This window comes from Streptomyces sp. NPDC087859, assembly GCF_044742595.1.
GTDB lineage: Bacteria > Actinomycetota > Actinomycetes > Streptomycetales > Streptomycetaceae > Streptomyces > Streptomyces canus_F.
Map to the genome: position 1 here is coordinate 302,584 of NZ_JBIUUU010000007.1, position 17,642 is coordinate 320,225.

The following is a 17,642-nucleotide window of genomic DNA, read 5'->3' on the forward strand; positions in this document are numbered from 1 at the left end:
CCTCCCTATGGTGCTTACGGACGATGACCGTACCGCCCCGCGGTGGCGTGGCAAAAGCCGAGGGCCCATGCCCGGACAGGCATGGACCCCAGGTGATCGACAGTGATCGTACGACGATCAGACGCCGACCAGGTCGACGACGAAGATCAGCGTCTCGCCCGGCTTGATGGCCGGGGTCGGGCTCTGGTTGCCGTAGGCGAGGTGCGCGGGGATGGTCAGCTGACGACGGCCGCCGACCTTCATGCCCTGCACGCCGAGGTCCCAGCCCTTGATGACGCGACCGCCACCCAGCGGGAAGCGGAACGCCTGACCACGGTTCCAGCTGGCGTCGAACTCCTCGCCGGTGCTGAAGGCAACGCCCACGTAGTGGACGGTGACGGTCTGGCCCGCCTGCGCCTCGGCGCCGTCGCCCTCCCAGATGTCCTTGATCTCGAGGTCCGCCGGGGGCTCGCCACCGGGGAAGTCGATCTCGGGCTTCTCGATGCTCACGTCTCTAGCTCCTGCTTGTCTGCGGAAAGGCAACGCACACAGTCTTACACCCCGAAGCGGTCAGAGCTTCGCCAGGATGTCGACCGTGAAGACCAGCGTCGAGTCCTTCTCGATGCCGCTGCCGCTCGGCGGGTTGTCGCCGTATCCCAGGGCCGGCGGGATGACGATGAGGACGCGGCTGCCGACCTTCTTGCCGGTCAGACCCTGCTTCCAGCCCTTGACGACACCGTCCAGCGAGAACGACGTCAGCGTCTTCCTGGCATACGTCGAGTCGAACTCCTTTCCGGAGTCCCACAGCACGCCCTTGTACTGAACGAGCAGGCCGCTGTCGGCGGCGACCTTCTCGCCGTCACCCTCGATGACGTAGCTCGACACAAGCTTGGTGGGCGCGTCCTTCTTGGGGATCTCGATGGAGGGCGCCTTGCCGTCGGTGTTCGTCCCCACCTTGGGCAGATCCGCGTTGTCCTGCGCCACGTCCGAGCCCTTGGCGGAGCTCGTGACCGGGTACACACCCTTCATGTCCACCACGAACACCAGCGTGTCGGTGCCCTTGATGCCACCCTCCGCGTAGCCCTCCTTGCCATAGCCCCAGGTGGGCGGGACGGCGAACTCGACGCGGCTGCCGACCTTCTTGCCCGTGAGGGCGTACCGCCAGCCGTCGATGACACTGGCCTGGGCGAGCTGGATGGCGAGCGCGGAACCCCGGTCGAAGGAGTTGTCGAAGACCTTGGCCGTGTCCCAGATCTGGCCGAGGTAGTTCGCCACGAGGAAGTCGCCCTCCGCGGCCGTCCGGCCGTTGCCCGCGATGACCGTCTTCACCGCGAGCTGGCTGGACGGGTCACCACTGCCCTTGGCGACGGTGGGCTTCTCACCGAACTTCGCACCCGCGGTGATCGCCGGCAGCGGACCGTCCACGATCTTCGGCGCCGGCGCACCGGACGTGGCCGAGGCGGACGGCGACGCGCTGTCGCCGCTCTCCGCGGAACTCGCCCCGTCGTCGTCGTTGCACGCGGCGAGCGTGGCCATTCCTGCGGGTACGGCAATCAGTAGTGAGCGTCGGCGCACGGTAAGAGCCTCGTAATCGGTCGATCTTGTGGATGGCGTGCGCGCAACTCTACGGCGTGAGAAGGGCGCCGTACGGATAACGTACGGCGCCCGTGTGGCGTTCCGGAAGGCGATCCGGAACGCATTGCTCACATACCGGCGATCAGCTTCTCGACCCGGTCGTCGACGGAACGGAACGGGTCCTTGCACAACACCGTGCGCTGGGCCTGGTCGTTGAGCTTGAGATGGACCCAGTCGACGGTGAAGTCCCGGCGCTGTTCCTGAGCCCGGCGGATGAAGTCACCGCGAAGACGGGCCCGAGTGGTCTGCGGGGGCACGGACTTGCCCTCGAAGATCTTCAAGTCGTTGCAGATACGGGCGGCTTGGCCCTTCCTCTCCAGAAGGTAGTAGAGACCACGACGACGGTGAATGTCGTGATACGCGAGGTCTATCTGCGCGACCCGCGGGTGGGACATGGTCATGTTGTGCTTGGCCCGGTACCGCTCGATGAGCTTGTACTTCATGACCCAGTCGATCTCGGTCCCGATCCGGTCGAGGTCCTCGGCCTCGATCGAGTCGAGCACCCGGCCCCACAGCTCCAGGACCTGCTCGACCGTTCCGGTACGGATGCCGCGGCGCTCCACGAAGTCCACGGCCTTCTCGTAGTACTCGCGCTGCACCTCCAGCGCGGAGGCCTCCCGGCCACTGGCCAGACGCACCTTGCGCCGGCCGGTGATGTCGTGGCTGACCTCGCGGATCGCCCGGATCGGGTTCTCCAGCGTCAGGTCGCGCATCACGGTGCCCGCCTCGATCATGCGCAGCACCAGGTCGGTCGCGCCGACCTTGAGGAGCATGGTCGTCTCGGACATGTTCGAGTCGCCCACGATCACATGCAGGCGACGGTAGCGCTCGGCGTCGGCGTGCGGTTCGTCGCGCGTGTTGATGATCGGCCGGGAACGCGTCGTCGCCGACGAGACGCCCTCCCAGATGTGCTCGGCCCGCTGACTGACGCAGTACACGGCGCCACGCGGGGTCTGCAGAACCTTGCCCGCGCCACAGAGCAGCTGGCGGGTGACAAGGAAGGGAATGAGGATGTCCGCGAGCCGGGAGAACTCCCCGTGGCGGGCGACGAGATAGTTCTCGTGGCACCCGTAGGAGTTGCCCGCCGAGTCGGTGTTGTTCTTGAAGAGGTAGACGTCGCCCGCGATTCCTTCCTCGTGCAGGCGTCGTTCGGCGTCCACCAGGAGTCCTTCGAGAATGCGCTCGCCTGCTTTGTCGTGCGTGACCAGTTCCGTCACGTTGTCACATTCGGGAGTCGCGTATTCCGGATGTGACCCGACATCGAGATAGAGGCGGGCGCCGTTTCGCAGAAAGACATTGCTGCTGCGGCCCCATGACACGACACGGCGGAAGAGGTACCGCGCCACCTCGTCGGGAGACAGGCGTCGCTGTCCCCTGAACGTACACGTGACGCCGTACTCGTTCTCCAGCCCGAAAATGCGGCGGTCCATGACTGAACATTACGCCCGATCCCCTGTGCTGAAACGGGGTTCGACGGCACGGTTTGGATCATTTTCCGATGAAGCCGCAACCACCCCCCGCCCACCGGGAGCTGCGAGGACCCGTCCGGTGGCCAGCAGAACCAGCAGCGAGACACCCCCCGCCACACCCGGTACGGCGAACCCCCACCCGGCCCCTCCGGCCTCTACGACCGGCCCCGCGACGCCCGTTCCGACCGAGGCACCCACGGTGAACGTCGTCACGAGCCACGAGAAAGCCTCCGTGACCGTGCCCCGCGGCGCGTGATGGTCGACCAGCACGAAAGCACACGCGATGGCAGGCGCCAGGAACACCCCCGCGACCACGGTCAGCAGCACCATGGCGACCGCGCCGGGCATCAGCAGCAGCGGCAGATAACACACCGCCAGCAGGGCCACCAGCACCCGCAGTCGACGCGCCGGCTCACCGGTCCACTGCCGCGCGCCGTACACGGTGCCGCCGATGAGAGCGCCCAGACCGATCGCCGCCATCAGCCAGCCGTACACCACATCGCCCCCGTGGTCGTCGGCGTACGGCACCGAGGCGACCGTGATGGACCCGAGCGCCATACCGACGAACAGGAACGCGCCCAGCAGCGCCAGCAGCCCCGGTGAGCGCAGCGCGCCGAGCCAGTGCGCCTCGCGCGGTGCCGAGCGCCACGCGCGCGACGGGCGCGAGACGACCACGGAGAGCGCGCCGAGCACCCCGATGACGTTCAGGACCAGCAGGGCGGCCCGGGCCGACCACAGCGACGTGCACACCGTCACCAGCAACGGCCCGAGGGTGAACATGACTTCCTGCGCCACGGCGTCCATCGCGTACGCCGTGTGCACCTGACCCTCCTTGCGCAGGACACTCGGCCACAGCGCCCGCAGTCCGCCCTCCAGCGGCGGTGTGAAGAGCCCGGCGACGGCCACGGCGACATAGGCGGCCGCGAGCCTGTCGGGGCCGGTGAAGGCGAAGGCGGCCATCGCGAGGGCCGAGGCCACCGCCGCGGGCAGCTGGACGCGGGGCTGGCCGTGCAGGTCCACCAGCCGGCCCAGCACCGGCTGACCGACGGCATTGGCGACACCGTAGACCGCCGCGAGCGCTCCGGCGAGGCTGTACGAGCCGCCCTCCGCGCGCACGAACAGCACGATCGCGATGGCCGCGGTGGCGTTCGGCAGCCGGCCCACGAGGGTGCCGACCAGCAGCCGCGTGGCGTGCCTCGCCCTGAGGATCTCCAGGTATCCCGCGGCCATGTCCCGCCCTTCCCGTGCCGTGACGTGCTCCGGTGACGCATGAGGTTTTACGTATAACGTCCTCCGTCATACGTACCATGTGCGCTGTTGACGAGTCCAGACGAAGGAGCAGGCAACCGGTGGCACGAGGCAGCGCACGCCCCACCAGCCGCGACGTCGCCCAAGCCGCCGGCGTCTCCCAGGCCACCGTCTCCCTGGTACTCGGCGACAAATGGCGAGGCCGGGTCGCCGACGCCACGGCCGAACGGGTACGCCGGGCCGCCCATGAACTCGGCTACCGCCCCAACCTCGCCGCCCGCAACCTCCGCCTCGGCCGCACCCGCACCGTCCTGCTCGTCGTACCCGCCCTGACCACGGAGTTCTTCGCCGGCGTCTACACCGGCGCCGCACGCATCGCCGCCGCACACGGCTTCGGCGTCCTCCTCTACCCCTCCCCCGAAGGCGTCGGCCCCGCCCGAGACCCCTTCGCCTCCGCCCAGGCCGCCCTGGACGGCATCCTCGCCTCCTCCATGGCCGCAGACGCCCTCACCGCCATCCGCGGCGACCAACTCCCCCTCGTGATGCTCGACAGCGACCCCCACGGCAGCCTGGGCGCCGCGACCGTGAACCTGGACATCGCCGACGGCACCCGCCAGGTCGCCGACCACCTGCTGCACCTGGGACACCGACGCTTCCTGCACCTGGCCGCCGACATCCCCTCCTGGACCTTCGAAGTACGCGCACGCGAACTCGCCGAACGCGTCGGAACGGTCCCCGGGACCACGCTGCGCACAGCACACACCGCCATGTCCATCGAAGGCGCCCTGGCGGCCATGGAAACGGCCCTGAGCACACCCGGCCCCCACCCCACCGCCGTGGTCTGCGACGACGATAAACTGGCGGCCGGCGCCTACAAAGCCCTGCGCCGACGAGGCCTGCGCATCCCCGACGACGTCTCCGTCACCGGCGTCGACGACATCGCCCTCGCCGCCGCCCTCGACCCGGAACTGACCACCGTACGACTCGACGCCGAACTCTTCGGCGAGCACGGCATGCGCGCCCTCCTGGCGGTCCTGGAGGGCCGTACACCCGACGCCGGGGACATCCCCGTCGAACTCGTCGTACGAGGCTCCACGGCACCCCCCACCGCCCCCTGAACGCCCTGTGCCCCGGCCGAATCGACGGCCGGGGCACACACAAGGGCGAAGCGAGACGCGGGACTACTCCTCCTCGGAGCTCTCCGCCTCGGTGGCCGCGCCGCCCGCCTCGAGAAGCCGGTCGAGCTGACGGCCCACGATGCGCTTGAACTTGCGCTGCTGCGGACGCGTACGGTCCAGCACCGCGACCTCCAGGCGCTCGGCGGGGATCTCCCGCTCCGTGCCGTTGGTGTCCCGGGACAAGGCCTGCACGGCCAACTTGAGGGCCTCGGCGAGGCTCATGCCGTCCTGATGACGCTGATCGAGGTAACCACTGATCTGCTCGGCATTGCCACCCACCGCGACCGAGCCGTGCTCGTCCACGATCGAACCGTCATGCGGCAGCCGATAGATCTGATCACCCTCGGGCGTCTCCCCCACCTCGGCCACGACCAGCTCCACCTCGTACGGCTTCTCGGCCGCACTGGAGAAGATCGTGCCCAACGTCTGGGCATAGACATTCGCGAGACCACGGGCGGTCACGTCATCACGGTCATAGGTGTAGCCCCGCAGATCCGCGTAGCGCACACCACCGATCCGCAGATTCTCGTACTCGTTGTACTTACCGGCGGCCGCGAAGCCGATCCGGTCATAGATCTCGCTGAACTTGTGCAGCGCACGGGACGGGTTCTCACCGACGAAGACAATGCCGTCGGCATACTGCAGCACGACCAGGCTGCGACCGCGAGCGATGCCCTTGCGGGCGTACTCCGCCCGGTCGGCCATCGCCTGCTGGGGGGAGACATAGAACGGCGTCGACACCGGTTATCCGTCCCTTTCTGTCGAAGTCACTGCGATCACCTTGCAAGCACCGGATCCGCCGCTACAGCAGCGCGGCCCGCGGACCGTCAGGCTGCTCCAGACGCCGCTCCAGGATCGAGCGGGCGATCTCGGAGGACTCCTCGTCCGTGAGCCGGCGGAAGCCGTCCTCGGTGATCACGGTGACGATCGGATAGATCCGGCGCGCGACATCGGGACCACCGGTCGCCGAGTCGTCGTCAGCCGCGTCGTACAAGGCCTGCACCACCAGCATGGTGGCCTCCGCCTCGGACAGACCGTCATGGAAGAACTTCTTCATCGCACCCCGGGCGAAGACCGAGCCCGAGCCGGTGGCGGCGAAGTTGTGCTCCTCGGAGCGGCCACCGGTGACGTCATAGGAAAAGATACGGCCCCTGCCGCGGTCCACGTCGTACCCCGCGAACAGCGGCACCACGGCCAGGCCCTGCATGGCCATACCGAGGTTGGAACGGATCATGGTCGACAGCCGGTTCGCCTTGCCCTCCAGCGAGAGCTGCGCCCCCTCGACCTTCTCGAAGTGCTCCAACTCCAGCTGGAACAGCTTCACCATCTCCACGGCCAGACCAGCCGTGCCGGCGATACCGACGGCCGAGTACTCGTCCGCCGGGAACACCTTCTCGATGTCCCGCTGCGCGATGACATTGCCCATCGTGGCCCGCCGGTCACCGGCGAGGACCACTCCGCCCGGGAAGGTGACGCCGACGATCGTGGTGCCGTGCGGCGCCTCGATCACGCCCTGGGTCGGCGGCAGTTGGCGGTTGCCCGGCAGCATCTCCGGCTGATGCGCGGACAGGAAGTCCATGAAGGAGGCGGACCCAGGCGTCAGGAAGGCAGCTGGTAGACGCCCGGTGCTACGAGTGTTGGCTTCCACGCGATTCCTTCCACATACGTTGCAGCCCGCCTTATGACGTCGGGCCGATCCTTGAACTGCCCCAGCGCCGCGTTGCAGCTGAAGCACAGTACGCCTCGGACCCTACCCGTCTCATGGCAGTGATCCACATGTTCGGGCAACGCCGCCAAACATATGCAGCAGACGCCCCCTTGAGAGGCGATCAACTCGTCACGCTCGGCTTCGGTGATGCCGTAGTGCCGCTTCAGATGGCCAGCGCGCCCCTTGATTGCCTTACATGACTTGCAGAGCGTCGCGAGACCGTCCGATGCACTGCGATTACGCGTCCACTCGCTGTGCGGTTTGATCTCGCCGCACGTTCGGCAGTACTTGTGCCCCGGAGGCACTTCCACCCGCGGCCGCACGTTACGCCCCTTGGCCACCTGCCGCGCCTGGTGGTATGCGGACGCGCACTCCCGGCAATAGACCTGAAGTCCATCGCGCATCAACTTGTTGCTTGCGAAGGCTGCCCGCGGCTTGTCTTCCTTGCACCGCGGACAGCGCTTCAGATCTTGCTCGCCTTGCACTCGAATCCCCCGCTAGCCAGCAGCCTTCGATTTCAAGGAAAAAGTGACCTACTGCCCACCTTTTTGCACGAAGGAGCGAACGAAATCCTCTGCGTTCTCCTCGAGCACATCATCGATTTCGTCCAGAACCGAGTCGACGTCGTCGCTCAGCTTTTCCTGGCGCTCCTTGAGGTCCTCGGTGGCTGCCGCCTCCGGCGCCGCCTCCTCGACTTCCTCGGTGGAGCGTGTGGCCTTCTGCTGGCCGCCGCCGGTGTCCTTGGTTGACATAACCCTCACCCCGCTCGTTTCGCCCGACATGGTCGCCAGGTCGGCTATCCGCCGATCGGTGATGATCAGACCCTACAAGCCCGGTCTGACATCGGCCCCGCAGTTTCCTCAACGTACGGGGGCCATCTCGATGATTCCCGGACGTCGGGATTTCCACCCTGTCCGGAGGTCTCGTTCCGGGTACCCGCTCAGCCGCCGGAGAGGACCCTGACCAGGTCTTCCGCGGTGCGACAGCGGTCCAGGAGCTCCTTGACGTGATTACGCGTTCCGCGAAGCGGTTCCAGGGTTGGAACGCGCTGCAGAGAGTCCCGCCCCGGCAGGTCGAAGATCACCGAGTCCCAGGAGGCCGCGGCGACGTCGTCGGCGTACTGCTCGAGGCAACGGCCCCGGAAGTACGCGCGGGTGTCCTCCGGCGGCTTCGTACGGGCCCGCTCGACGTCGGGCTCGTCCAGGAGGCGCTTGATCCTGCCGCGGGCGGCGAGACGGTTGTAGAGGCCCTTCTCGGCCCGTACGTCGGCGTACTGGAGGTCGAGGAGGTGGAGCTTCGCGGCGTCCCAGTCGAGGTCGTCGCGGCGCCGGTAGCCCTCCATGAGCTCGCGCTTGGCGACCCAGTCCAGCTCGCCGGCGAGGCTCATCGGGTCGTTCTCGAGCCGGTTGAGAGTGTCCTCCCAGCGGGCCAGGACGTCCTTGGTCTGTTCGTCGGCGTCCGCGCCGAAGCGCTCCTCCACGTACTTGCGGGACAGCTCGAAGTACTCCATCTGGAGTTGGACCGCGGTGAGTGTGCGGCCGCTGCGGAGGGTGACCAGGCGCTGGAGCGTCGGGTCGTGGGAGACCTGGTGGAGGGTGCGTACGGGCTGGTCCACCGCCAGGTCGACGGCGATGAAGCCGTCCTCGATCATGGACAGGACCAGGGCGGTCGTGCCGAGCTTGAGGTAGGTGGAGATCTCCGAGAGGTTCGCGTCGCCGATGATCACGTGGAGGCGGCGGTATTTCTCGGCGTCCGCGTGCGGCTCGTCGCGGGTGTTGATGATGGGGCGCTTGAGGGTGGTCTCGAGGCCGACCTCGACCTCGAAGTAGTCGGCGCGCTGGCTGATCTGGAAGCCGTGTTCGTGGCCGTCCTGGCCGATGCCGACGCGGCCCGCTCCGGCGAAGACCTGGCGGGAGACGAAGAAGGGCGTGAGGTGGCGCACGATGTCCGAGAAGGGGGTCTCCCGCTTCATCAGGTAGTTCTCGTGCGTGCCGTAGGAGGCGCCCTTGTTGTCGGTGTTGTTCTTGTAGAGGTGGATCGGCTGGGCGCCGGGGAGCTGGGCCGCGCGTTCGGCGGCTTCCGCCATGATGCGCTCGCCGGCCTTGTCCCAGAGGACGGCGTCGCGTGGGTTGGTGACCTCGGGGGCGCTGTACTCGGGGTGTGCGTGGTCGACGTACAGGCGTGCGCCGTTGGTGAGGATGACGTTCGCGAGGCCGATGTCCTCGTCGGTGAGCTGGCTGGAGTCGGCGGTTTCGCGGGCGAGGTCGAAGCCCCGCGCGTCCCGCAGCGGGTTCTCCTCCTCGAAGTCCCAGCGGGCCCGTCGGGCCCGGTGCATCGCCGCCGCGTAGGCGTTGACGATCTGGGACGAGGTGAGCATGGCATTGGCGTTGGGGTGGCCGGGGACGGAGATCCCGTACTCCGTCTCGATGCCCATTACTCGCCGTACAGTCATGCGGCCCTCCTTGCCCGGCGGCGCCCTCGGTCGGGGGCGGCGCTCAAGTACCGCTGGCGCTCCGGTGCGTGTGCGGTGCCCGTCCCCGCACTGCGCGACTCGGCGGTACCGAAGAGCCTAGAACGGCTTTGCGCTGGTGGGGAGATCATTTGCGTCATTGCCTTGCACGCCTCTTGTTCCGGTTAGTTGCCTGAAAAACAGTCGGCTGCGGGTACCCGGTGAGGGCACCCGCAGCCGCCCTGCTTTTACAGGTACTGACCGGTGTTGGCCACCGTGTCGATGGAGCGTCCGGTGTCGGCACCCTGCTTTCCGGTGATGAGGGTACGGATGTACACGATCCGTTCGCCCTTCTTTCCGGAGATCCGGGCCCAGTCGTCCGGGTTGGTGGTGTTGGGCAGGTCCTCGTTCTCCTTGAACTCGTCCACGCAGGCCTGGAGGAGGTGGGAGACGCGAAGGCCCTTGGCGTTGTGGTCGAGGAAGTCCTTGATCGCCATCTTCTTGGCGCGGCCCACGATGTTCTCGATCATGGCGCCGGAGTTGAAGTCCTTGAAGTAGAGGACTTCCTTGTCGCCGTTGGCGTAGGTGACTTCCAGGAAGCGGTTTTCCTCGGACTCGGCGTACATGTGTTCCACGGCGGTCTGGATCATGCTCTGGACCGTGGTGGTCCTGTTGCCGCCGTGCTCGCCGACGTCGTCGGAGTGCAGCGGGAGGCGCTCGGTCAGGTACTTGCCGAAGATGTCCTTGGCGGCCTCGGCGTCGGGACGCTCGATCTTGATCTTCACGTCCAGGCGGCCGGGGCGCAGGATGGCGGGGTCGATCATGTCCTCGCGGTTGGAGGCGCCGATCACGACCACGTTCTGCAGGCCTTCCACGCCGTCGATCTCGGCGAGCAGCTGCGGGACGATGGTGTTCTCCACGTCCGAGCTGACACCGGAGCCGCGGGTGCGGAAGAGGGATTCCATCTCGTCGAAGAAGACGATGACGGGTGTGCCCTCGGAGGCCTTCTCACGTGCACGCTGGAAGACGAGGCGGATCTGCCGCTCGGTCTCGCCGACGTACTTGTTGAGGAGTTCGGGGCCCTTGATGTTGAGGAAGAAGCTCTTGCCGGTGGCCTGGCCGGTGACCTCGGCGACCTTCTTGGCCAGCGAGTTGGCGACGGCCTTGGCGATGAGCGTCTTTCCGCATCCGGGGGGCCCGTAGAGCAGCACGCCCTTGGGCGGGCGCAGTTCGTGCTCCTTGAACAGGTCGGGGTAGAGGTACGGGAGCTCGACCGCGTCGCGGATCGCCTCGATCTGGCCGCCCAGACCGCCGATCTGCTCGTAGCCGATGTCCGGGACCTCTTCGAGGACGAGTTCCTCGACCTCGCTCTTGGGAACGACCTCGTAAACGTATCCGGATCGGGGTTCGAGGAGCAGGGCGTCGCCGGGACGGATGACTACGTCCAGGAGCGGCTCGGCGAGCCGCACCACCCTTTCCTCGTCGGTGTGCCCCTGCACCAGTGCGCGTTCGCCGTCCTCGAGGATCTCCTTGAGGGTGACGATGTCGCCGACGCTCTCGAACTCCATGGCCTCGACCACGTTGAGTGCTTCGTTGAGCATCAGTTCCTGGCCGCGCCGGAGTTCTTCGAGCTCGACGCTGGGGCTGACGTTCACCCGGAGTTTGCGTCCTCCGGTGAAGATGTCGGCGGTGCCGTCCTCATTCGCCTGCAGGAAGACTCCGAAGCCGGCCGGGGGCTGTGCGAGCCGGTCGACTTCCTCCTTGAGGGCCACGATCTGGTCGCGGGCCTCGCGGAGCGTGTTGGCGAGTCGCTCGTTCTGGGCGGACACGCCGGCCAGATTGGTCTGCAGTTCGACGATCCGCTCTTCGAGAATTCTCGTGTGCCGCGGAGAGTCGGCGAGCTTGCGTCGCAGGACGGCGATCTCCTGCTCAAGGTAGGCAATCTGCCCGGCCGGGTCGTCGGACCCTCGTCCCGGGCGGATGCCGCGGTTCATGTCGTCGTCGTGGGCTGCCACGGTCCTCACCTCCTCCAAGGGGAGCTGGACGCTTCCAGACCCTACCTGGGTGGGTGTCGATTGAAACCCCTAGATCACAAAGAGTGTCAAGGTGTGTCGTCGGTCACCCTGCGCCATCCCTCTACGCCGTGTGGATACCCAGTGAACGTGCTTCAGAAGCGGACTGTTCCAAGGTCGGAGTGCTCGAAATCTTCCACGGTGGGCCCGAGTTGCCCACAGCGTCGCCGGTCGGGGGCCCGCGGAACTGGGGCTCGGGCGCCCGCGGCCCGCTCCACCGGGGCTGCGGTCCGGCTCGATCGGGTCTTGAGTTCGTTGACGGAGCGTGTACGGACGGGCGGGCGGTGTCACGGTCCGGGGCGCCCTCCGCGGGGCCGTCGGGCGCGGGTGGCCGGGGGTAGGGTCGTGGGTGTTCAGCACCCGATGGGGCAGGAGACATGAGCGTGCAGCAGGAAGCCGTGGCCGACGGTGAGGCTCTCGAGGTCTGGATCGATCAGGATCTCTGTACCGGCGACGGCATCTGTGCGCAGTACGCGCCCGAGGTGTTCGAGCTGGACATCGACGGTCTGGCGTATGTGAAGGGCACGGGCGACGAGCTGCTGCAGGACAAGGGCGCGACGACGCCGGTGCCGCTGACGTTGCTGACGGACGTGGTGGACTCGGCCAAGGAGTGTCCTGGCGAGTGCATCCATGTGCGCCGGGTGTCGGACCTGGTCGAGGTCTACGGGCCCGAGGCGGACTGAGTCGTCGGGTGCCCTGCGTGCGTATCAGACGCTGTGGGCGCCCGCGGGTGTGGAGCGGACGAACGCGCCGTTCTTCCACTGCCACTTGGCGCTCGTGGTCACGTCGGGGCAGCAACTGGGTACGGAGTCCGAGGAGTAGCCGACCATGTCGGCGGCGACCGTCGCGTCGGAGACCGTGAGGGTTTTGACGGTGATGCGGTCCTTGGGGGCCACGAGGGTCGCCACGACGCGTGGGGTCTTGGCGTCGGCGGCCTGGGTGAGGACGTAGACGCCGTCGGGCGGGGTGCCCATGGGGGCGTCGCAGTGGACGACCGCCACGCTCTCGGGCCTGCCGTCGCCGTCGAGGTCGCCGCTGGCCTTCTTCACCACGAGTGCCTTGACCGGGCCGCAGTCGATCGGGAAGTCGACGTCGGTGGGGTCGGGGGCGGTGACGGTGGTGGGGGCGCTGTGTGACCGGGGGCCGGCGGCCTGGGCGGCCGTGGCCGGATTCGGTTGGAGTACCGAGGAGAGCGCTATGACGCCGGCGACTGCCGTGGCGGTGGCGACCCAGTGGATGGGGCGGGTGTGGGTGTGAGCGAGTTCCGGGACCGCGGATTGCTGCACTGAGGGTGACTCCCGAGAGGGCTGGTGCCGGTGGGGGTGGCCAGCATGGTGCCACACGGTTCGGCGTGGCGGAACGGCGGGGTCGGTGCTTGTCGGCTTGCGGCCTTGCGTTTTCTGGTGCGGTGTCAATGAAAGGGCGCCGTGGCCGCGTTCCGGACGACTGTCGGGAACTCGGTCACGGCGCCTTTGCGTTGTACGCGGCAGGGGTCGCCTCAGCGGCCGGAGCCTCCGTCGGCGTTGGGACCGGTGTAGTCCTCGCCGTAGGCGCCCTTGGCGGGGCGCCGGCGGCGCATGGGCGGCTCGACGCCGTCGGCGAGGCGGCGGGCGGTGAGCAGGAAGCCGGTGTGGCCGATCATGCGGTGGTCCGGGCGGACGGCCAGGCCCTCGACGTGCCAGTTGCGGATCATCGACTCCCAGGCGCTCGGCTCGTTGAAGCTGCCGATCTCGCGGATGGACTCGACGGTCCGGGCGAGCTGGGTGGTGGTCGCGACGTAGCAGCAGAGGATGCCGCCGGGGACGAGTGCCTTGGAGACGGCCTCCAGGCATTCCCAGGGGGCGAGCATGTCGAGGATGACGCGGTCGACGTCGGTGTCGGACAGGTTGTCCTGGAGGTCGCCGACGGTGAGCTGCCAGGCGGGGTGCGGGCCGCCGAAGTAGCGCTCGACGTTCTGCTGGGCGATCTCCGCGAAGTCCTCGCGGCGCTCGTAGCTGTGCAGCATGCCCTGGTCGCCGATGGCGCGCAGCAGGAAGCTGCTGAGCGAGCCGGAGCCGACGCCGGCTTCGACGACGCGTGCGCCGGGGAAGATGTCGGCGAAGGCGAGGATCTGCCCCGCGTCCTTCGGGTAGACGACGGCTGCCCCGCGGGGCATGGACAGGACGTAGTCGGGGAGCAGGGGGCGCAGCGCGAGGTAGGCGACGTTCCCGGTGGTGCGGACAACGCTGCCCTCGGGAGCGCCGATCAGTTCGTCGTGGGGGAAGGAACCCTTGTGGGTGTGGAAGTTCTTCCCGGCCTCGAGCGTGAACGTGTAGTGGCGGCCCTTGGGGTCGGTCAGCTGAACCTGGTCCCCGACCTTGAAGGGCCCGCGCCTGCGGGCGGCACCGGTCGGTTCGGACATGTGAACAGCCTACCGGGGTTTGTGGAGGGCGCCGACCACTTGGAGTTCAGCTGGGGCGGGCCATGGCCTTGACGAAGGCGCGCTCGACGTCGGCGGCGGACAGGACGCCGTAGATCTCTCCGGTCTCCTCCACCACCAGGTATTCGGTGGCGGGGGTGGCGCGCAGGGTGTCGAGGAGGTCCTCGCCGGCGAGTTCCACGGAGACGCGCATGCCGTCGGTGAGGTCCTGGGCGAGGCCGCTGACGGCGACCCAGGGGCGGCGGTGTTCGGGGACGCCGACGATGGCGGCCTCGCGGACGAGGGAGAGGGGTTCGCCGTCGGCGTCGACGACGACGAGGGCGCGGGCTCCGGCTTCGTTGGCGCGGCGCAGGGCTTCCGACAGGGGGGTGTTCGTCTCGACGGGGACGGCGCGGCGGGTGAGGTTGCGGGCGCGCAGTTCGGGGAGGTGTTCGCGCAGGCGGGCCATGCGGAGGCTGTTGCCGGCGCCGGTCCAGATGATCGCGGCGAGGATGGCGGCGAGCAGGGCGTCCATCACGGTGTCCATGCCGACGTTGTCCTCGGCGTTGGAGCCGAGTGCCCCGGACTGGGTGAGCAGGGGGAGGCCGATGAGGACGGAGACGGCGAGGGCGCGGCCGACCCAGGCGGCGGCGATGGTGCCGCTCATGGGTTTGCCGGTGATCTTCCAGACGACCGCGCGGAGCATGCGGCCGCCGTCGAGGGGCAGGCCGGGCAGGAGGTTGAAGGCGGCCACGATGAGGTTGGAGATCATCAGGCCGGCCAGCAGGACGCCGGGGACGGTGCCGGGTTCCACGGGCTGCATGGCGAGGTAGAAGAGGCCGGCGAGGACGAGGGAGAGGAGTGGGCCGACGAAGGCCAGGACGAACTCCCGGCCCGGGGTCTCGGCTTCCTTCTCGATCTCGGAGACGCCGCCGAAGAACTGGAGCTGGATGCGGCGTACGGGGAGCTTGAAGCGGAGGGCGGCGACGGTGTGGGCGAGTTCGTGCACGAGCACGGAGGCGTAGAAGGCGACCGCGAAGAAGAGCGACACGAGATACCGGGCGGCTCCGAGCTCGGGCAGGACGCGGTCGAGTTGGCCGCCGAAGACCCAGGTGATGAGGGCGGCGACGAGGAACCAGCTGGGTGCGACGTACACGGGCACGCCGAAGGGGCGTCCCATGAGGAGCCCGCCGCCGGGGTCCTTCTGGCGGCGGGGCGGGCGGTTCCTGGCCGTGCCGGAGTGGGCGAGGGTGCGGTCGGGGTGGGTGTGGGGGGCGCCGGCGGGAGGGGTGGGGCGGTCCTCGGGTGCTGTTTCCGTGCCGGATCCGTCGGCGGCGGGGTGCTGCGGGGTGTGCTGCGAGGGGGTGTCGTCGCCGGCGGGCCGCTCCTCCTCGTCCGGCGTGGTGTCCTCGCGTGAGGCCGGGGATTTTGCGGCAGGCGCCGTCGCGGTGGTCTCCGCGGTCTCGCTGTCGTGCTTGGGCGCGTCCGCGGCGTCTTCCTCGGCGCGGACGGCACCGGCGGCGTCGGCGCCCTGCTCGGGGGCGTCCACGTCGGGGTGTTCGGGGTCGGCAGTCGGGGCCGCAGGGCCTGCGTGGTGCTGGGCCGGGTCGTCGTTGCCGGACCGCGGCTGCCCGCTCCCGCCGCTCTCGTCCACGGTGTCCCCTCGTTCGAAGCGTCTTCCGCGCCTGCCGGCGGAAGGGTCTCGGGACGATGGTATGCGTCGGTCGTCACGCGTTCCGCCCCGGCACCCCCTCTGTTTTCTCTGTTGTCGCGGGGGTCTCGGCCGCGACTGGGTCACTGTCAGTGGTGGGCCGTAAGGTCTGGGGTCATGGAGACGAGCACAGAGGGCGCGGCCGAGACCCCCGGCGGCGGGATCGCGGAAGTGGATCAGCCGGTCCCGGACGAGCAGGCGACGACGCGGGAGGCGGCGGCCACGGCGGCCGTCGTCGAGGCGCGTGTCGCCATAGCGCCCGCGTCCCTGTCGCCCTCGCGTGCCAGTGACTTCATGCAGTGCCCGCTGCTGTACCGGTTCCGGGTGATCGACCGGCTGCCGGAGAAGCCCAGCGAGGCGGCGACGCGGGGCACTTTGGTGCACGCGGTCCTCGAGCGGCTCTTCGACGCCCCGGCGGCGGAGCGGACGCCGCCGCGGGCCAAGTCGCTCATCCCGGGGCAATGGGACCGGCTGCGGGAGACCCGGCCGGAGGTCGTGGAGCTGTTCGCGGACGATCCGGAGGGCGAGCGGCTGGCGCGGTGGCTGGGTGAGGCCGAGCAGCTTGTCGAGCGGTGGTTCGGCCTGGAGGACCCGACCCGGCTGGAGCCCGCCGAGCGCGAGCTGTTCGTGGAGGCGGTGCTTGAGTCGGGGCTGAAGCTGCGCGGGATCATCGACCGGGTGGATGTGGCGCCGACGGGGGATGTCCGCATCGTCGACTACAAGACGGGCAAGGCGCCCAGGCCGGAGTACGCCGAGGGCGCTCTGTTCCAGATGAAGTTCTACGCCCTGGTGGTCTGGCGGCTGAAGAATGTGATCCCGCGCCGTCTCCAGCTCGTCTACCTCGGTAGTGGTGACGTCCTGACGTACGACCCGGTCCTCGCCGACCTGGAGCGTGTCGAGCGCAAGCTGCTCGCGCTGTGGGAGGCGATCCGGGAGGCGACGGAAACGGGTGACTGGCGCCCCCGCCCCACCAAGCTGTGCGGCTGGTGCGACCACCAGGCCCACTGCCCGGAGTTCGGCGGCACTCCCCCGCCGTATCCGCTGGCGGTGAGGGCGGCCGAGTCCGGGGACGGCTCGCAGGGCAGAATGGGCCGGGACTAGGCGAAGGAGACTTACGTGGCCATCCGCGTCCTACTGGTCGACGACCAGCCGCTGCTGCGCACCGGCTTCCGGATGATTCTGGAGGCGGAGCAGGACATCGCCGTGGTCGGCGAGGCCGGTGACGGGCTCCAGGCGCTCGACCAGGTGCGGGCCTTGCAGCCCGATGTGGTCCTGATGGACATCCGCATGCCGCGGATGGACGGTGTGGAGGCGACCCGGCAGATCACCGGCCCCGGGCGGGACGGCCCGGCGAAGGTGTTGGTGCTGACCACTTTCGACCTCGACGAGTACGTGGTGGAGGCGCTCAGGGCGGGGGCCAGCGGCTTCCTGCTCAAGGACGCCCCGGCCAACGAGCTGGTGCAGGCGATCCGCGTGGTCGCCGCCGGTGAGGCGATGCTGGCGCCGAGCATCACGCGCCGGCTCCTCGACAAGTACGCCACGCATCTGCCCTCGGGCGACGATCCCGTCCCGGACACCCTGCACACGCTCACCGACCGTGAGGTCGAGGTGCTGAAGCTGGTGGCGCGTGGGCTGTCCAATGCCGAGATCGCCGCGGATCTGTTCGTGAGCGAGACCACCGTGAAGACGCATGTGGGTCACGTCCTCACCAAGCTGGGGCTGCGCGACCGGGTGCAGGCGGCGGTGTACGCGTACGAGAGCGGTCTGGTGCGCCCCGGCGCGCAGTAGGTGCATG

At 68.6% G+C, this 17,642-nt stretch carries 17 protein-coding genes; 4 read left to right on the forward strand and 13 right to left on the reverse strand.

Features of this window, described 5'->3' with window-relative positions:
• Positions 1-117: 117 nt before the first annotated feature.
• From ACIOHP_RS19120 to ACIOHP_RS19135, 4 genes are all read right to left on the reverse strand, one after another.
• Positions 118-489, reverse strand: a complete 372-nt coding sequence (locus ACIOHP_RS19120) for an FKBP-type peptidyl-prolyl cis-trans isomerase (protein WP_361486950.1) — start codon at positions 487-489, stop codon at positions 118-120.
• A 60-nt stretch (positions 490-549) separates the two neighbouring features.
• Positions 550-1,554, reverse strand: a complete 1,005-nt coding sequence (locus ACIOHP_RS19125; protein WP_401888806.1) for an FKBP-type peptidyl-prolyl cis-trans isomerase — start codon at positions 1,552-1,554, stop codon at positions 550-552.
• 128 nt (positions 1,555-1,682) lie between these two features.
• The gene (pafA, locus tag ACIOHP_RS19130) at positions 1,683-3,044 is read right to left on the reverse strand and encodes a Pup--protein ligase (RefSeq protein WP_046261820.1); all 1,362 of its coding nucleotides are present in this window, start codon (positions 3,042-3,044) and stop codon (positions 1,683-1,685) included.
• Between the two features lie 9 nt (positions 3,045-3,053).
• A complete protein-coding gene (locus ACIOHP_RS19135) occupies positions 3,054-4,313 on the reverse strand; it encodes an MFS transporter (protein WP_361553279.1) in 1,260 nt (419 codons plus the stop codon).
• 119 nt (positions 4,314-4,432) lie between these two features.
• On the opposite strand from ACIOHP_RS19135, the gene ACIOHP_RS19140 reads away from it, so the two are divergent.
• Entirely contained in the window at positions 4,433-5,449 is a 1,017-nt protein-coding gene (locus ACIOHP_RS19140; RefSeq protein WP_401888809.1) for a LacI family DNA-binding transcriptional regulator, read from the forward strand.
• Between the two features lie 63 nt (positions 5,450-5,512).
• Here the strand turns inward: ACIOHP_RS19140 and prcA are convergent, their stop codons facing one another.
• The 6 genes from prcA to arc form a co-directional block, all read right to left on the reverse strand.
• Positions 5,513-6,250: a proteasome subunit alpha gene (gene prcA, locus ACIOHP_RS19145; RefSeq protein WP_046261817.1), complete on the reverse strand. Its 738-nt coding sequence runs from the start codon at positions 6,248-6,250 to the stop codon at positions 5,513-5,515.
• A 61-nt stretch (positions 6,251-6,311) separates the two neighbouring features.
• The gene (gene prcB / locus ACIOHP_RS19150; protein ID WP_307032996.1) at positions 6,312-7,157 is read right to left on the reverse strand and encodes a proteasome subunit beta; all 846 of its coding nucleotides are present in this window, start codon (positions 7,155-7,157) and stop codon (positions 6,312-6,314) included.
• On the reverse strand, positions 7,109-7,702 hold the full coding sequence (locus ACIOHP_RS19155; RefSeq protein ID WP_401888813.1) for an endonuclease VII domain-containing protein: 594 nt from the start codon (positions 7,700-7,702) through the stop codon (positions 7,109-7,111). The genes prcB and ACIOHP_RS19155 overlap by 49 nt, the downstream gene beginning before the upstream one ends.
• Before the next feature lie 48 nt (positions 7,703-7,750).
• Positions 7,751-7,969 (reverse strand): ubiquitin-like protein Pup, encoded by a 219-nt coding sequence (locus tag ACIOHP_RS19160; protein WP_046261815.1) that lies wholly within the window; start codon positions 7,967-7,969, stop codon positions 7,751-7,753.
• 188 nt (positions 7,970-8,157) lie between these two features.
• Complete coding sequence (dop, locus tag ACIOHP_RS19165) at positions 8,158-9,669, reverse strand: depupylase/deamidase Dop (protein WP_361553289.1); 1,512 nt, start codon at positions 9,667-9,669, stop codon at positions 8,158-8,160.
• Between the two features lie 245 nt (positions 9,670-9,914).
• Complete coding sequence (gene arc / locus ACIOHP_RS19170; protein ID WP_307032994.1) at positions 9,915-11,681, reverse strand: proteasome ATPase; 1,767 nt, start codon at positions 11,679-11,681, stop codon at positions 9,915-9,917.
• Positions 11,682-12,115: 434 nt separating this feature from the next.
• On the opposite strand from arc, the gene ACIOHP_RS19175 reads away from it, so the two are divergent.
• The gene (locus ACIOHP_RS19175) at positions 12,116-12,421 is read left to right on the forward strand and encodes a ferredoxin (protein ID WP_266894705.1); all 306 of its coding nucleotides are present in this window, start codon (positions 12,116-12,118) and stop codon (positions 12,419-12,421) included.
• Positions 12,422-12,445: 24 nt separating this feature from the next.
• Here ACIOHP_RS19175 and ACIOHP_RS19180 read toward each other — a convergent pair whose 3' ends face one another.
• From ACIOHP_RS19180 to ACIOHP_RS19190, 3 genes are all read right to left on the reverse strand, one after another.
• Entirely contained in the window at positions 12,446-13,024 is a 579-nt protein-coding gene (locus tag ACIOHP_RS19180; protein WP_401888817.1) for a hypothetical protein, read from the reverse strand.
• 212 nt (positions 13,025-13,236) lie between these two features.
• Positions 13,237-14,139: a tRNA (adenine-N1)-methyltransferase gene (locus ACIOHP_RS19185; protein ID WP_361486931.1), complete on the reverse strand. Its 903-nt coding sequence runs from the start codon at positions 14,137-14,139 to the stop codon at positions 13,237-13,239.
• 46 nt (positions 14,140-14,185) lie between these two features.
• Positions 14,186-15,790 (reverse strand): site-2 protease family protein, encoded by a 1,605-nt coding sequence (locus tag ACIOHP_RS19190; protein WP_401888820.1) that lies wholly within the window; start codon positions 15,788-15,790, stop codon positions 14,186-14,188.
• Between the two features lie 174 nt (positions 15,791-15,964).
• On the opposite strand from ACIOHP_RS19190, the gene ACIOHP_RS19195 reads away from it, so the two are divergent.
• On the forward strand, positions 15,965-16,948 hold the full coding sequence (locus ACIOHP_RS19195) for a RecB family exonuclease (protein ID WP_401888823.1): 984 nt from the start codon (positions 15,965-15,967) through the stop codon (positions 16,946-16,948).
• Positions 16,949-16,963: 15 nt separating this feature from the next.
• A complete protein-coding gene (locus ACIOHP_RS19200; protein ID WP_046263744.1) occupies positions 16,964-17,635 on the forward strand; it encodes a response regulator transcription factor in 672 nt (223 codons plus the stop codon).
• Positions 17,636-17,642: the final 7 nt, after the last annotated feature.

Excerpts from the sequence above, each read along its gene's own strand:
- pafA (WP_046261820.1), bottom strand. The coding sequence starts at position 3,044 with ATGGACCGCCGCATTTTCGGGCTGGAGAACGAGTACGGCGTCACGTGT.
- ACIOHP_RS19185 (WP_361486931.1), bottom strand. The coding sequence starts at position 14,139 with ATGTCCGAACCGACCGGTGCCGCCCGCAGGCGCGGGCCCTTCAAGGTC.
- dop (WP_361553289.1), bottom strand. The coding sequence starts at position 9,669 with ATGACTGTACGGCGAGTAATGGGCATCGAGACGGAGTACGGGATCTCC.
- ACIOHP_RS19195 (WP_401888823.1), top strand. The coding sequence starts at position 15,965 with ATGGAGACGAGCACAGAGGGCGCGGCCGAGACCCCCGGCGGCGGGATC.
- ACIOHP_RS19135 (WP_361553279.1), bottom strand. The coding sequence starts at position 4,313 with ATGGCCGCGGGATACCTGGAGATCCTCAGGGCGAGGCACGCCACGCGG.
- ACIOHP_RS19175 (WP_266894705.1), top strand. The coding sequence starts at position 12,116 with ATGAGCGTGCAGCAGGAAGCCGTGGCCGACGGTGAGGCTCTCGAGGTC.
- ACIOHP_RS19160 (WP_046261815.1), bottom strand. The coding sequence starts at position 7,969 with ATGTCAACCAAGGACACCGGCGGCGGCCAGCAGAAGGCCACACGCTCC.